The organism is Actinomadura rugatobispora (assembly GCF_055379765.1).
Genome location: NZ_AP029191.1, coordinates 8,737,010 through 8,751,684, shown reverse-complemented (window position 1 = coordinate 8,751,684; position 14,675 = coordinate 8,737,010). Strand labels below are relative to the sequence as shown.

The following is a 14,675-nucleotide window of genomic DNA, read 5'->3' as shown; positions in this document are numbered from 1 at the left end:
GGGGTGGGGAATCTCGGCGCAGGCCCGTACACGGGCCCGCCGCGGATGCGGAGGCGGGCCCGGACGCGGGCGGGGGCGGGGGCGTGCCGGCTCAGCCGTCGAGCTCGGCCCTCCCCCTGCGGACGGTGACGGGTTCGGCGAGCCGCTGCTCGTCGCAGATGCGCTGGACCTTCTCGATCGTCTCGTCGAGGCCGGCGCCCAGGCGCGGGCCGGGAGTGAAGGCCGCCGGCAGGTGCTTCATGCCGTTGATGACCCCGATGGTGTCGTAGTGCACGGCGCCGCCCTCGGCGCAGGCGAAGTCGGGCATCCGGTCCAGGACCGCGGTGAGCATGGTCTTGAACGTCACGCGCGCCACGTTCGAGCCGATGCACCGGTGGATGCCCAGCCCGAAGCTGTTGTGGCGGTTGCCGCTGCGGTCGAGGCGGATCCGGTGCGGGTCCTCGAACACGGTCTCGTCCCGGTTGGCCATCGCCCATGACAGCCAGAGGCGGTCGCCCTCCTTGAACCGGGTGCCGTTGATCTCGCAGTCCCGGGAGACCGTGCGGCCGTCGCCCTGGGCCGGGGTGAAGAAGCGCAGGAACTCCTCGGTCGCGCTGTCCAGCAGCGTCTCCCGCTCCCGGCTCAGCCGCTCCCGCTCCCCGGGATGCCGCGACAGCCACTCCAGGGAGTGCGCGGTCAGCGCCGTGGTGGTGTCGAAGCCGCCGCCGATCAGCAGCATGACGACGCCCAGCAGCTCCATGTCGTCGGGCCGGCGGCCGTCCAGCTCGAGGTGCACCAGCTCGTTGATCAGCCCGGGACGCGGCTCGGCCCGGACCGCTTGGATGGTCTCCAGCATGTGCATGCCCATGCGGATCTGGAGTTCCTGCACCCGGGGATAGTCCGGCGAGTCCATCGGGGTGTAGACGGCGGCGTGGACGGGTTCGCAGTAGACGTCCCAGTCCTTCAGCGGCATGCCGAGCATCGCCAGGGTGAAGACCGCGGGCACGATGTTGGCGAGATGGTCGACGAAGTCGATCCGGCCGGTCTCGATCACCTCGTCCAGGCACGCCCGGGTCAGCTCCTCGACCACGGGCCTCCACCGCGCGACCGCGGCCGGCGACAGGTAGGGGTTCAGCGCCTGCCGGTAGTACCGCTGGTCCGGCGGGTCCATCTCCAGGAAGCCGCCCCGGTTCCGCTGTCCGGGCGGGGGCGGGATGGTGATCCCCACGTAGCCGGTCCCGGTCCCGGTCACGTCGTTGTCGTTGGACAGGACGTCGGCGCGCCGGGCGAGGTCGAACAGCTCCTTGTTGCCGCTGGCGAACCAGTAGCCCCCGTGCGTGTCGTTCCAGGCCACCGGGCACCTGCCGTGGAACTCGTCGGTGAGCTGCTCGAACTCCACCCGGTACCGCGTGGAGTGGCGGTCCAGGCTGATGGCGGGCCGCTTGCGCCCGGTGTCGGTGGTCTGCGTTTCGTCATCGCTCATGGCGGTGCTCCAGCCCGAGTCGGAAGGGGGGTGGGGAACGTCAGGCGTGGAAGTCGTGGAACTTGAGGTACGACCCGGCGTCCACGCGCAGCTGCAGGCCCGTGACGTACCGCGACTCGTCCGAGGCGAGATAGACCACCGCGTGGCTGACGTCGACCGGTTCGATGTAGGGGATGGGCATGGCCTGCTGCGCCGGGAACGCCGGCAGCGCGTCCTCGCGGGTGGGGTTCTCCAGGTCCGGGCGGAACGCCTTGTACATCGGGTCGCTGTTGAGCATGCCGGTGTTGCAGTTGGTGGGGTGGACGACGTTGGCCCGGATCTGCCGCGGCGCCAGGTTGCGCGCCAGTTCGTGGACGAAGTGCGACAGCGCCACCTTGGCGTACTGGTAGCCCGCGCCGCCCGGGTCCCTTCCGGGCTCGGCGATCTGCATGCCGACCATGAACGCCGCCGCCGACCCGGTCGCGATGATCGAGCCGCCCTCGGTCAGATGCGGCAGCGAGACGTGGACGGCGTTGATGACGCCGACCAGGTCGGTGTCCACCGCGTCGGCCCACGCCTGCATCGGCGGCCGGCCGCCCATCGGTGAGATCCCGGCGTTGGCGACCACCACGTCGAGCCCGCCCAGCTCGGCGATGCCCTGCTCCAGCGCGGCCGCCAGCCGCGCCCGCTCGCGCACGTCGGCCTGCACCGCCACGATCCGCCGGCCCTGCTCCTCGACCAGCCGCACCGTCTCCCGCAGATCCTCCGGGGTGCCCAGCGGGTACAGGTTCGTCGCCAGGTCGCCGCAGAGGTCGACGGCGATGATGTCGGCGCCCTCCTCGGCCAGCCGGACCGCGTGGCTGCGGCCCTGCCCGCGCGCGGCCCCGGTGATGAAGGCGACCTTGCCCTCGACTCGACCCATGATGAGACCTCTCTCTCAGGTGGTCGGCGGCCGCTCCGGCCGTCGACGGAGGGGAATGCGATGGTCTTGACCTCGGGGAGACCCGTCGGGACACTGCGGGGACGCCGCGGTCGCCGCGGTGCCGTCCCGGCCTCCATGCGCGCCTCCTCCGCCCGCGGGACCGCTCGGCCCGGTCCCTTGCGGAGAGCATCCACTGTCTATAACTTCGACGTCAATATCGGAAGCAGAGCCGGAAGCGGGGGCCGTGACAGCACGACGAAGGGCACTGGTGACCGGGGCCGCCCGGGGGCAGGGGCTGGCGATCGTCCGGCGGCTGGTCGACGAGGGCTACGCCGTGGTCGCCTGCGACGTGCTGGAGGACGAGCTCGCCACCGCCGCCGCGGCGCTGCCCGCGGACGCGGTGCACGCGCGGCGGCTCGACGTCTCCTCCGCGGAGGAATGGCAGGCCGCCGCCCAGAGCGCGCGGGACCGCTTCGGCGGCCTCGACGCGCTCGTCAACAACGCCGGCGTGCTGCACCGCGCGCACATCGCCGACGAGGACCCCGCCGACTTCGAGCGCGCCTGGCGGGTGAACTGCCTCGGGCCCTTCCTCGGCATCCAGGCCTGCCTGCCCCTGCTCCGGGAGGGCGCCGATCCCGCCATCGTGAACACGGTGAGCAGCGCGGGCATGCGGCCTTTCCCGCGCCACGTCGGGTACTCGACCTCCAAGTGGGGGGCGCGGGGCCTGTCGCTCAGCGCCGCCGCCGAGCTCGGCGCGGAGGGCATCCGGGTGAACTCGGTGCTGCCGGGGCCGATCGCCACCCCGATGCACGAAGCGGAGACCATCCGGCGCCTCAGCTCCTCCGCGCTGCTCGGCCGGGCGGGCGAGGCCCACGAGGTGGCGGAGACGGTGGCCTTCCTCCTGTCGCCGGGGGCCTCCTTCATCACCGGGTCCGAGGTGCTGGTCGACGGCGGCCAGCTGCTCCGGATGCACACCTGACGCGACCGGCCGTCCGCCCGGCTCACGCCACGGTGGGCAGCACCTCTTCGGAGGTCCGCAGGACCTTCGCCAGCGCGGGGTCGCGATCGCCGCTCCGCCAGAGGAGATGGGCGTAGATCGGCGGGATCTCCTCGGCGAGCGGGAGGATCCGCACGCCGTCCAGGGTCATCTGCGCGACCGCCGAGTCGGTGGAGAAGTGCAGCCCGACACCGGCCGCGACCAGCGCGAAGCACGTCCACGAGTCGGGGGCGGTCTGCACGACGTCCGGGACGAAGCCCGCCGCGTGGCAGCCGTTGACGAACATCGCGCGGACCGCCGAGCCGTACTCCTCCGGCATCGCGATGAACGGTTCGCCGCGCAGGTCGGCGAAGGAGACCGACGCCGCCGCCGCGACCGGATGCGCGGAGGGGACGGCGACGATGCCGCTCTCCCTGGCCACCACGCGGCTCTCGACCCCGGCCGGCGGGTGCTCGAAGCGCGCGATGGCCAGGTCCGTCGTGTGCTCCAGCAGCTCGCGCACCACGGCCGGGCCGTAGCGGCCCGGCCGGAAGGCGAGGTCGATGCGCCGGTGCCGCTCGCGCACCGTCCGCGCGAGCCGTCCCACCATGGCCTGGGACGCCGGGCCGGCGAAGCTGAACCGCACCCGCCCGCTGTCGCCGTGGTGCGCCGCCTCGACCTCGGCGCGGGCCTGCTCGCCCATCCGCAGGATCGCCGCCGCCGGTTCCAGCAGGGCCCGCCCCGCGGGCGTGAGCTCGACGCGCCGGGTGGTGCGGTCGAACAGCGGGGCGCCCAGGTCGGCCTCGAGCGCCCGCATCGTCCGGCTGATGTAGGGCTGGGCGAGGTGCAGGCGCTTGGCCGCACGGCCGAAGTGCAGTTCCTCGGCGACCGCGCGGAACACCTTGAGCTGGATGAAGTCCACGGCGAGATTATATCCGCGGGTGAAATAGTCACCGAGCTATTGGTATTTGACTTGCATCAGAAGGGATCGGAGAATCGAGGCCCATGAGCGACAGAGTCGGCGACGAGGACTTCTCGGACATCCTTCACCAGGTGCGGCGTTTCGTCCGGGACGACGTCGTGCCGCGGGAGAACGAGATCATGGCGGCCGACCGGGTCCCCGACGATCTGCGCGCCGCCGCGGCGGAGATGGGGCTGTTCGGCTACGCGATCCCCGCGGAGTGGGGCGGGCTCGGGCTCGACCTGCGCCAGGACGTCGAGCTGGCGATGGAGTTCGGCTACACCACCCTCGCCCTGCGGTCGCTGTTCGGCACCAACAACGGCATCGCGGGCCAGGTGCTGGTCAACTTCGGCACCGAGGTGCAGAAGAAGCAGTGGCTCCAGCGCATCGCCTCCGGCGAGGTCGTCGCCTCGTTCGCGCTCACCGAGCCGGGCGCCGGGTCCAATCCCGCCGGGCTGCGCACCCGCGCCCGCCGCGACGGCGACGACTGGATCCTCGACGGCCAGAAGCGCTTCATCACCAACGCACCCCTCGCGAACCTGTTCGTGGTCTTCGCGCGCACCCGCGAACCCGGCCCGGACGGCCCCGGCATCGCGGTGTTCCTGGTGCCCGCCGACGCCCCCGGGGTCAGCGTCGGCCCCAAGGACGCGAAGATGGGCCAGGAGGGCGCCTGGACCTCCGACGTCGTCTTCGACTCGGTGCGCGTGCCCGAGTCGGCGCTGGTCGGCGGCGCCGAGGAGGTCGGCTACCGCGCGGCCATGATCTCGCTGGCCCGCGGGCGCGTCCACATCGCGGCCCTCGCGGTGGGCTGCGCGCAGCGCGCCCTCGACGAGTCGGTCGCCTACGCCGCGGCCAACACCCAGGGCGGTGTCCCCATCGGGGAGCACCAGCTCGTCCAGGCGATGCTCGCCGACCAGTACACCGGCGTCGCCGCGGGGCGCGCCATGGTCCGGGACGCGGCGGCCGCCTACGACAGCGGCGCCGACCGGCGGGTCATGCCGTCCGCGGTCAAGCTGTTCTGCACCGAGATGGCCGGCCAGGTGGCCGACCTGGCGGTGCAGGTGCACGGCGGCACCGGGTACATGCGCGAGGTCCCGGTGGAGCGGATCTACCGCGACGTCCGCCTGCTGCGCCTCTACGAGGGGACGAGCGAGATCCAGCGCCTGATCGTCGGCGGCTCCCTGGTGCGCGGCGCGCGCGGCCGCACGTCCTGACCCGGCGATGACGAGGAGAGTCACGATGGGCCTTCTGGACGGCCGGACCGCGGTCATCACCGGCGGCGCGCAGGGCATCGGGTACGCGATCGCCGAGTGCCTCATCGCCCAGGGCACCCGGGTCGTCCTCGGCGACCTGGACCTCGCCGCGACCGAGGACGCGGCGAAGCGGCTCGGCGGCGCGGGCACGGCGTCGGCGGCGCGGTGCGACGTGACCGCCGCGGCCGACGTGGACGCGCTCCTCGCGCACGCGGTCGAGGTCTTCGGCTCCCTGGACGTGATGGTCAACAACGCCGGCATCACCCGCGACGCCACCCTGCGCACGATGACCGAGGACCAGTTCGACCAGGTGATCGACGTCCATCTCAAGGGCACCTGGAACGGCACCCGCAAGGCCGCCGCGATCATGCGGGAGCAGAAGTCGGGCGCCATCGTCAACATCTCGTCCCTGTCGGGCAAGGTCGGCATGGTGGGCCAGACGAACTACTCGGCCGCCAAGGCGGGGATCGTCGGGCTGACCAAGGCGGCGGCCAAGGAGATGGCCCACCACGGGGTCCGCGTCAACGCCGTGCAGCCCGGCCTCATCCGTTCGGCGATGACCGAGGCCATGCCCGCCAAGGCGTGGGAGCAGAAGATGAGCGAGATACCCATGGGCCGGCCCGGCGAGGTGGCGGAGGTCGCGAGCGTCGTCCTCTTCCTGGCCAGCGACCTGTCCTCGTACATGACCGGCACGGTGCTCGAGGTCACCGGCGGGCGGTTCATGTGAGCGCGAGCCTCGGAAAGGGGCCCCATCATGCGTGAGATCGTGATCTGCGAACCGGTCCGCACCCCGATCGGCCGGTTCGGCGGCGCCCTGAAAGGGCTCGGCGCCGCGGAGCTCGGCGAGATCGCCCTGCGCGGCCTCCTGGAGCGGACCGGGCTCGACCCCGCGGCGATCGACGACGTCGTGGTCGGGAACTGCTACCCCAGCAGCGAGGCGCCGGCGATCGGCCGCGTCGTCGCGCTCAACGCGGGCCTGCCGGTGACGGTGCCCGGCATGCAGGTCGACCGGCGCTGCGGCTCCGGGCTGCAGTCGGTGCTCCAGGCCGGGATGCAGGTGGGCGGCGGCGTGCACGAGCTGGTGATAGCGGGCGGCACCGAGAGCATGAGCAACGTCCCGTTCTATTCGGGCGAGATGCGCTGGGGCAGCAAGGGCCCGGGGGTGACCCTGCACGACGGGCTCGCCCGCGGGCGCGTCACCGCGGGCGGGCGCGACCACCCGGTCCCGGGCGGCATGCTGGAGACGGCCGAGAACCTGCGGGGAGAGTACGGCATCTCCCGTGAGGAGCAGGACCGGCTCGCCCTCGCCTCGCATCGGCGGGCGGTCGCCGCGCAGCGGTCCGGGGTGTTCGCCGAGGAGATCGTCCCGGTCACGGTGCGGACCCGCAAGGGCGAGCAGGTCGTCGACACCGACGAGCACCCGCGCGCCGACACCTCCCTGGAGGCGCTGTCCGGCCTGCGGCCGACGCTGGGCCGGCAGGATCCCGGCGCCACCGTCACCGCCGGCAACTCCAGCGGGCAGAACGACGCGGCGGCGATGTGCGTCGTCACCCACCGCGAGCGGGCCGAGGCGCTGGGGCTGCGGCCGCTCGTCCGCCTCGTGTCGTGGGCGGTCTCCGGCGTCCCGCCCGCGACCATGGGCATCGGGCCCGTCCCCGCGTCGGAGGCGGCGCTGGAGCGCGCCGGGCTGAAGATGTCCGACGTCGACCTGGTCGAGGTCAACGAGGCGTTCGCCGCGCAGGTGCTCGCGTGCACCCGGGAATGGGGGTTCGGCGCGGCCGACTTCGAGCGCCTCAACGTCCACGGGTCGGGGATCTCCCTCGGGCATCCCGTCGGCGCCACGGGCACCCGCATCCTGGCCACGCTCGCGCGCGAGATGTGCCGCCGCGAGGCCCGGTACGGGCTGGAGACCATGTGCATCGGCGGCGGCCAGGGCCTCGCCGCCGTCTTCGAGCGCGTCGCCGCATGACCGCGGCGTTCACCTGACGCGCCCTTCCGCACACCCCGGATGTGCTAGCATTTGAGCATAGGTATGCTAGCATTGCAGCAATACTGCATGATATGCAAGCATCCGGGGGACGCACCATGCCCATCAACCCGTCACCGGCCGTGCTCCGCGCCAACCAGCTCCTGTGGCACCTGGCCCGGCGGCCGTCCGAGTCGTACTCGGTCTCCGAGCTCGCCAGGATCGCCGACATTCCCCGGGCGACGTGCGATTCCATCCTGCAGGCCCTCGCCGAGTCGGGCCTGGTCGTCCGCCGGGAGCCGGAACTGCGGTACGCGCTGGGCAGCTTCTGCATCGCGCTCGGCGACGCCGCCCGCCACGCCAATCCGATCCTCAACGCCGCGAGCCGGGAGGCGGAGGACGTGGCGCGCAGGCTGAACGCGTGCGTGGCGGTGTCGGCGCCGGTGGCCAACGAGACCCGCGTGATGGCGGTGTCGGACTGGGGCCCGCCGCTGGGGCTCCGCCCGCGTCCCGGGCAGTCCATGCCGCTCGTCCCGCCGTTCGGCGCCGTGTTCGTCGCGTGGGACGACGCCGACGCCGCCGCCTGGCTGGCCCAGGCCGGCGAGGACCGGCCCGACGAGCGCCCGGACCGGTGGCGGAAGGCACTGGAGGCCATCCGGCGCCGGGGCTACAGCATCTCGGTGGCCCGTGCCGCCACGGACCCCGGCCCCCACGAGTTCGACTCCCTGCTCACCCTGCCCGACGCCGAGGACGCCCGGCGCCGGCGGGACGAGCTGGTCGGCCTGATGCAGCACACCGAGTACCTCGCCGAAGAGATCGCCGACACCGCGACCGTCCGCCTGACGCAGATCTCGGCGCCGGTCTTCGACGCCACCGGGCGCGCCGCGGCGTCGCTCATGCTGATGGGGCCCCAGCACGATCTCACCGGCAAGGAGCTCGCCGCCCTCGCCCAGCAGGTCGCCGAGGCAGCCCGCCGCGCCGGCAAGGCCGCCGGTGGCGGCAACGGCGTCTGAGCCGCCGCTCCGCTCCGGGTGCCGGCGCATATAACACTCTGAGGGGGCGACCCCTCAGACTCCCCGGCAAGAGCAGGACTGACCGTCACCCTCCACTCCGCCGGCGCTCCGCTCCGGGTGCCGGTCAGTCGGCGTCGGCGAACGCGCCGATCACTTCGGAGAAGCGGTGCAGCGTCTCGGCCGGGGCGAAGTCGGTGAACCAGGCGTAGAACCGGTCGACGCCCTCGGCGTGGCGGCGGGCGAAGTGGTCGGCCAGCTCGGGAGCGGTGCCCACCACCAGGCTCTCGCCCATCTTGGTGCGGCCGAACCGCCGGTGGGCCAGGGCGGTCACTTCCTCGCGGCGGTCTTCGTCGGGCACGAGCGCCACCATCACCTGCATCGACACCCGTGCCGTCCCCGCCTGCTCCCTGAGGGCGCCGAGCCGGTCGAGGGCCTGGACGGGGAGGTTCCACCAGTCGGCGTGCTCCCTGACGAGGGCGAGGGTGCGCTTCCCGACACCGCCGATCGTGATCGGGATCGGCCTGGTCGGCACGGGCCGCTGGCGGGCCCCCTTCAGCGTGAAGTGCTCGCCGTGGTGGTCGATCTCCTCGCCGGTCCAGAGAGCGCGCATGATCTCGATCGACTCCGCGAGCCGTCCGACGCGCTCGGGCGGCTCGGCGTCCGGCAGCCCGAAGATCGCCATCTCGGCGGGGACGGAGCCCCACCCGATGCCGAGCTCGAACCGGCCGCCCGAGGCGTGGTCGAGCGAGGCCACCTGGCGGGCGAGCACCGCGGGGTGGCGGAAGGCGTCGCAGAGCACCAGGTGCCCGACGGTGAGCGTGCCGGTGCGGGCGAGCACCCACCCGGCCAGCGCCATCGCCTCCCACATGTCGTGCTCGAAGGCGAGGGGCGGGGCGAGGTGGTCCATGAACGCCATGCCCTCGAACCCGGCGTCCTCGGCCGCCCGCGCGCGCTCCACGATCGCCTCGTGCGACATGCGCATCTGGGGCAGGTACAGATGAAAGGACGGGTTCACCAGGTACCCCCACAGCGCTCCGGGATGTCCATGACCAGGGCGCAATAGTAACATCGAGCTCGAAATCAATCTCTCCGCCCTGGGAGCGGCCGGACGAGCAGACGATCGGGGAGCGTGATGGCCACGGGTGAGCCGGCGGCGTCCTGGGCCGAAGCGGCGCTCGGACGCCTGCGCCGCGGGATGGACGGGCTCGACGCGCTGCTCGGGAGCGGGGCCGATCTCGAGGCGGTGGTCCGCCGGGCCGCCGGGTCGTTCGGGTTCGCGATGGGCGTGCGGACCGCCGACGGCACGGTCGTGAGCGGCGGCCGCGACGGGTCGCTCTCGGCCGGCCCTCCCCCGCCCGGCGCACGCTGCCGCAGGCTCCCGGGCGGCTCGCATGTCTGGCTCCACTCCGGGGACGGAACGGCCCCCGAGAACGGTGAGGCGCCGGCATCCGCCGGGGGCTCCCCCGCCGACCTGGAGGAGCTCGTGCTCCGGTGCTTCGGCGACGCGGTCGAGAGGACGATCGCCCGATCCGGTGAGCGCCAGACCGCGGCCGACATCCACACGGCGGTCGACGGCCTGGCCTCGGCGGAGGACCGGCGGCACGCGCTGCGCCGGCTGGGGCTGCGCGACCGCGCGCCGGTGATGCTGCTCGCGCTGGCCGGGCCGGCCGCGGGCGTCGAGCGCGTCCTCGGGCAGATCCGGACGCTCGCCCCGGTCGTCCACCACGTCCGCGACGACAGGGTCCACCTCGTGCTCGCCGACGGGCTGGGCGGCGTGCGAGAACTGCACATGCCGCTGGGGGTCCGCGGCGCGTTCACGCCCCCGGGCCCCGCCTCCAGGGCGCCCGAAGCGTGGCGCCACGCCCGCAACGCGCTCCGGTTCGCGCTGCCGAGCACCCGCGAGACCGGCCCGTACCGGAAGTCGGAGGCCGTCCTGGTCGACTCTTCGGCGCTCGGCTCCTACGCCATCCTGGCGGAGCAGCTGGGCGCCGAGGGATTGGCGCAGGTGCCCGACGTGCAGCGCCTCGCGCAGTTGCTCCGGGACAGCGGTCCCGAGATGGAGCGGACCCTCCTGGCGGTCGCGGCCACCGACTCCCTCCGCCAGGCGGCGCGGACGGTCCACCTGCACCACAACTCGGTCGCCCACCGGGTGCAGCGGGCCGAGAAGGTGCTCGGTTTCTCCTGCACGGTGCCGTACGGGCGCGCACGGCTGCTGCTCACGCTCACGCTGCACCGCCTCCTGGAATCCCACAAGCTCTTCTGAGCCGGAGTGAGCCGGAGCCGCCGCGATGGTCGCCAAGTGGCGCCCGGTTCGAGCCAGATGACCGGTGACCCAGGTCATGCCGCCCTGCGAGGGTGATCGCGCAGGCCGCGACGTGAGGAGGGCACATGGCACGGCACACCGACTACGACGCCATCGTCATCGGCGCGGGCTTCGGCGGGATGTACGCGCTCCACCGGCTCCGCGACGACCTCGGCATGCGGGTGCGGGTGTACGAACGCGGAACGGACGTGGGCGGCACCTGGTACTGGAACCGCTACCCGGGCGCCCGCTGCGACGTCGAGTCGATGTTCTACTCCTACTCCTTCTCCGAGGAGCTGGAGCAGGAGTGGGAATGGACGGAGCGCTTCCCCGCGCAGCCGGAGATCCTCGCCTACGCGAACCACGTCGCCGACCGCTTCGACCTGCGCCGCGACATCGCGTTCGGGATCTCGGTCGCGGCGGCCTCGTTCGACGCGTCCGGGAACCGCTGGCTGGTCGAGACCGGCGGCGGCGAGCGGGCGAGCGCGCCGTTCCTGATCACGGCGGTGGGGTGCCTGTCCGCCTCCCGGGTCCCCGCCATCCCGGGGCTGGACGATTTCGCGGGCGAGACCTGCCACACCGGCCGCTGGCCGGAGCGGGGCGTGGACCTGGCGGGCAAGCGCGTGGCCGTCATCGGGACGGGGTCGTCGGGCGTCCAGGCCATTCCGGTGATCGCGCGGGAGGCCGGGCACCTGACCGTCTTCCAGCGGACCCCGCACTTCACGATCCCCGCGGGCAACCGCCCGCTGCGGCCGGACGAGGTGGCCGGGATCAAGGCCGAGTACCGCCGCCTCCGGGCCGAGAGCAGGGTGTCCCCCTCGGGCGTGCCGCTCAAGGAGCCGCCGATCGGCAGCGCGCTCGAGGTCCCCCGTGAGGAGGGGATCGCCGAGCTCGACCGCCGGTGGAAGAACGGCGGCACGGCGCTGATGACGACGTTCAGCGACACCTCTCGCGACATCGACGCCAACGGCGTCCTGGCCGGCTACGTGCGGGAGCGGATCCGGGAGGCGGTGGCGGACCCGGCGACGGCCGACCTGCTCACGCCGGCGGACTACCCGATCGGCGCCAAGCGGATCTGCCTGGACACCGGCTACTACGCGGCCTACAACCGCGACGACGTCACCCTCGTCAGCGTCCGCGACACCCCGATCGAGCGCATCACCCCCCGCGGCGTGCTGGTCGGCGGCGTCGAGCACGAGGTGGACGTCATCGTCTTCGCGACCGGGTACGACGCCATGACCGGGCCGCTCAACGCGATCGACATCCGGGGCGCCTGCGGGCGGTCGCTGCGGGACGCCTGGGCGGCCGGCCCCCGCACGTACCTCGGGATCGCCGCCGCCGGCTTCCCGAACCTCTTCATGGTGACCGCGCCGGGCAGCCCCTCGGTCCTCGTGAACATGATCGTGTCGATCGAGCAGCACGTCGACTGGGTCCGCGACCTGCTCGCCCACTGCCGCGAGCACGGCATCGTCCGCGTCGAGGCGCGGGCCGACGCGCAGGACCGCTGGGTCGAGCACGTCAACGAGCTGGCGTCCCGCACGCTGTACCCGAGGGCGGACTCCTGGTACGTCGGCGCCAACGTGCCGGGCAAGCCCCGGGTGTTCATGCCCTACGCCGGGGGCATGGGGCCGTACCGCGAGGCGTGCGACGACGTCGCCGCGGACTCCTACCGGGGCTTCACGCTCACCGGGCCCGGCACCTCCGTCCCCTCGTCGAAAGCAGGCCGTCCATGACCGACCGCGCCGTGAGCACCCGCCACCTCGTCGACCCGGCCGTCGCCCCGGCGCTCGACGTCTTCCCTGCCTTCGCCTTCAGCGCCGAGACGCTCCCCGCGATGCGCGCGAGGATGGGCCGGACCGTCGAGGGGGCTCCCGATCCGGCCGAGCTGTACCCCGACGTGGATCGGAGCGAGCACCGCGTTCCCGGCGCGGCCGGAGACCCCGATGTCCGGGTGCTCCACTACGAGCCCCGGGGCAGGGCGGCGGCGAGCCCGGCGCTGGTCTGGATGCACGGCGGCGGATTCGTCATCGGGAGCGCCGATGACGACGACCTCACCTGCCGGCGCCTCGCGTCCGAGACCGGCGCCGTCGTCACCTCGGTCGACTACCGGCTCGCCCCGGAGACCCCCGCGCCGGGCCCGGTCGACGACTGCTACGCCGCGCTCGCCTGGGTGCACGGGAACGCCGGCGAGCTGGGCGTGGACGGGTCGCGCATCGCCGTGGGCGGCGCGAGCGCCGGCGGCGGCCTCGCGGCCTGCCTCGCGATCCTGGCCCGTGACCGCGGCGAGATACCCGTCGGGTTCCAGGCCCTGGTCTACCCGATGCTCGACGACCGCACGGCGACCACCGAGCCGGCCTCCCCCTACGCCGGGGAGTTCGTCTGGACGCCGGCCGACAACCGGTTCGGCTGGTCGGCCTACCTCGGCGGGGAGCCGGGCCGGGCGGGCGTCTCGCCGTACGCGGCCGCGGCGCGCGTCGAGAGCGCCGCGGGCCTTCCGGCGGCGTTCATCTGCGTGGGGTCGCTCGACCTCTTCGCGGAGGAGGACGCCGAGTACGCCGTCAAGCTCATGCGCGGCGGCGTGCCGACCGAGCTGCACGTGTACCCGGGCGGCTACCACGGCTACACCATGGTGCCGGACGCGTGGATGGCCAAGGCCCACCACCGCGACCTCCTCGGAGCGCTCGGCCGGTACTTCGGCCGCGGCGCCGGCTGAGCGGCCGCTGATGACTTATATCGACATCAATATTAATATTCCCGCACAGGGATCCACCCGACGGACGGGGGCACCATGATCGCCGCTTTCACCACCTCCGGCGGCGTGGGCGTGGGCGAGGTCCCCGAGCCGGTCCCGGGGGAAGGCCAGGTGCTGGTCGCCCCGCTGGCCGCCGGGATCTGCGGCTCGGACCTGCACCTGGTCGACGCGATCACGGCCCGGGGGGAGGCGGCGCCGCGGATCGTCCTGGGGCACGAGTTCTGCGCCGAGATCCTGGAGCCGGGACCGGGCACTTCCGGCCGGTTCGAGCCCGGGACGCGCGTGGTGTCGGTGCCGCACGTCTTCGGGCCGTCCGGTCCGGTGGACCTCGGCTTCTCACCCGTCCTGCCGGGCGGGTTCGCCCCCCGCGCGGTGATGCAGGAATCGCTCCTGCTGCGGGTTCCCGACGGCCTGGAGGACGAGCGGGCCGCGCTGACCGAGCCGCTGGCCGTCGCCGTGCACGCGGTGCGCGCGGCCCGTCCCGCCCACGGCGACGTGGCGCTCGTCATCGGCTGCGGGCCGATCGGCCTGGCCGTCATCGCGGTGCTGAAGGCCGAAGGGCACGGGCCGGTGGTCGCCACCGACTTCTCCCCCGCGCGCCGCGCCGTGGCCGAGCGGCTGGGCGCGGACGTCGTGCTGAACCCGGCCGACTCCTCCCCCTACGAGGCGTGGGACGAGCTGGGCGTCACCGAGCGGCCCCCCTCGCCGCTCCTGGACGGGGAGCTCCCCGCGGGAAACGTCATGGCCTTCGAGTGCGTCGGCGGGCACGGGCTGCTCCAGCAGCTCATCGACGGCCTCCCCCGGCACAGCCGGATCGTCGTCGTCGGCTCCGGCGTCACCCCGGAGACGATCACTCCGGTGGCGGGGATCCTCAAGGAGGTCTCGCTCACCTTCGTCTTCGCCTACCGGCAGGCCGAGTTCGCCCACGCCCTCGGGCTCCTGGCCGGCGGACGGGTCGACGCCGGGGCCTTCGTCACGGGGGTCGTGGGGCTCGACGGCGTCCCGGGCGCCTTCGACGACCTGCGCGCCGCCGACGAGCACGTGAAGATCATCGTGCGTCCCCGATGACGGCGGTGACGGCGGCCCGGC

Annotated in this window: 13 protein-coding genes; 9 read left to right on the top strand and 4 right to left on the bottom strand. The window is 73.4% G+C overall.

The genetic code is table 11. The features are described 5' to 3' along the window. Positions 1-91 precede the first annotated feature (91 nt). Both ACZ466_RS39345 and ACZ466_RS39340 read right to left on the bottom strand, forming a co-directional pair. The gene (locus ACZ466_RS39345; RefSeq protein ID WP_378288390.1) at positions 92-1,462 is read right to left on the bottom strand and encodes a cytochrome P450; all 1,371 of its coding nucleotides are present in this window, start codon (positions 1,460-1,462) and stop codon (positions 92-94) included. A gap of 40 nt (positions 1,463-1,502) precedes the next feature. Then, positions 1,503-2,363 carry a mycofactocin-coupled SDR family oxidoreductase gene (locus ACZ466_RS39340; protein WP_378288388.1) on the bottom strand — a complete coding sequence of 287 codons (861 nt, stop codon included), beginning with the start codon at positions 2,361-2,363 and terminating at the stop codon, positions 1,503-1,505. 268 nt (positions 2,364-2,631) lie between these two features. Between ACZ466_RS39340 and ACZ466_RS39335 the strand changes: the two genes are divergently transcribed. Further along, positions 2,632-3,342, top strand: coding sequence for an SDR family NAD(P)-dependent oxidoreductase (locus tag ACZ466_RS39335; RefSeq protein ID WP_378288386.1), 711 nt, complete (start codon positions 2,632-2,634; stop codon positions 3,340-3,342). A 22-nt stretch (positions 3,343-3,364) separates the two neighbouring features. Here the strand turns inward: ACZ466_RS39335 and ACZ466_RS39330 are convergent, their stop codons facing one another. Beyond that, a complete protein-coding gene (locus tag ACZ466_RS39330) occupies positions 3,365-4,261 on the bottom strand; it encodes a LysR substrate-binding domain-containing protein (protein ID WP_378288384.1) in 897 nt (298 codons plus the stop codon). A gap of 83 nt (positions 4,262-4,344) precedes the next feature. Here ACZ466_RS39330 and ACZ466_RS39325 point away from each other — a divergent pair, with 83 nt between their 5' ends. From ACZ466_RS39325 to ACZ466_RS39310, 4 genes are all read left to right on the top strand, one after another. Further along, entirely contained in the window at positions 4,345-5,514 is a 1,170-nt protein-coding gene (locus ACZ466_RS39325; protein WP_378288382.1) for an acyl-CoA dehydrogenase family protein, read from the top strand. Positions 5,515-5,539: 25 nt separating this feature from the next. Further along, positions 5,540-6,280 carry a 3-oxoacyl-ACP reductase FabG gene (gene fabG, locus ACZ466_RS39320; RefSeq protein WP_378288380.1) on the top strand — a complete coding sequence of 247 codons (741 nt, stop codon included), beginning with the start codon at positions 5,540-5,542 and terminating at the stop codon, positions 6,278-6,280. Between the two features lie 27 nt (positions 6,281-6,307). Further along, positions 6,308-7,522: an acetyl-CoA C-acetyltransferase gene (locus tag ACZ466_RS39315; protein WP_378288378.1), complete on the top strand. Its 1,215-nt coding sequence runs from the start codon at positions 6,308-6,310 to the stop codon at positions 7,520-7,522. Positions 7,523-7,638: 116 nt separating this feature from the next. Beyond that, positions 7,639-8,532, top strand: a complete 894-nt coding sequence (locus ACZ466_RS39310; RefSeq protein WP_378288377.1) for a helix-turn-helix domain-containing protein — start codon at positions 7,639-7,641, stop codon at positions 8,530-8,532. A gap of 124 nt (positions 8,533-8,656) precedes the next feature. Here ACZ466_RS39310 and ACZ466_RS39305 read toward each other — a convergent pair whose 3' ends face one another. Beyond that, on the bottom strand, positions 8,657-9,547 hold the full coding sequence (locus ACZ466_RS39305; protein ID WP_378288376.1) for an LLM class flavin-dependent oxidoreductase: 891 nt from the start codon (positions 9,545-9,547) through the stop codon (positions 8,657-8,659). Positions 9,548-9,664: 117 nt separating this feature from the next. Here ACZ466_RS39305 and ACZ466_RS39300 point away from each other — a divergent pair, with 117 nt between their 5' ends. From ACZ466_RS39300 to ACZ466_RS39285, 4 genes are all read left to right on the top strand, one after another. Beyond that, positions 9,665-10,795 carry a helix-turn-helix domain-containing protein gene (locus ACZ466_RS39300; protein ID WP_378288375.1) on the top strand — a complete coding sequence of 377 codons (1,131 nt, stop codon included), beginning with the start codon at positions 9,665-9,667 and terminating at the stop codon, positions 10,793-10,795. A 125-nt stretch (positions 10,796-10,920) separates the two neighbouring features. Beyond that, positions 10,921-12,567, top strand: coding sequence for a flavin-containing monooxygenase (locus ACZ466_RS39295; protein WP_378288374.1), 1,647 nt, complete (start codon positions 10,921-10,923; stop codon positions 12,565-12,567). Next, positions 12,564-13,547 carry an alpha/beta hydrolase gene (locus ACZ466_RS39290; protein ID WP_378288373.1) on the top strand — a complete coding sequence of 328 codons (984 nt, stop codon included), beginning with the start codon at positions 12,564-12,566 and terminating at the stop codon, positions 13,545-13,547. The genes ACZ466_RS39295 and ACZ466_RS39290 overlap by 4 nt, the downstream gene beginning before the upstream one ends. Positions 13,548-13,622: 75 nt before the next feature. After that, positions 13,623-14,654, top strand: a complete 1,032-nt coding sequence (locus tag ACZ466_RS39285; protein ID WP_378288372.1) for a zinc-binding dehydrogenase — start codon at positions 13,623-13,625, stop codon at positions 14,652-14,654. Positions 14,655-14,675: the final 21 nt, after the last annotated feature.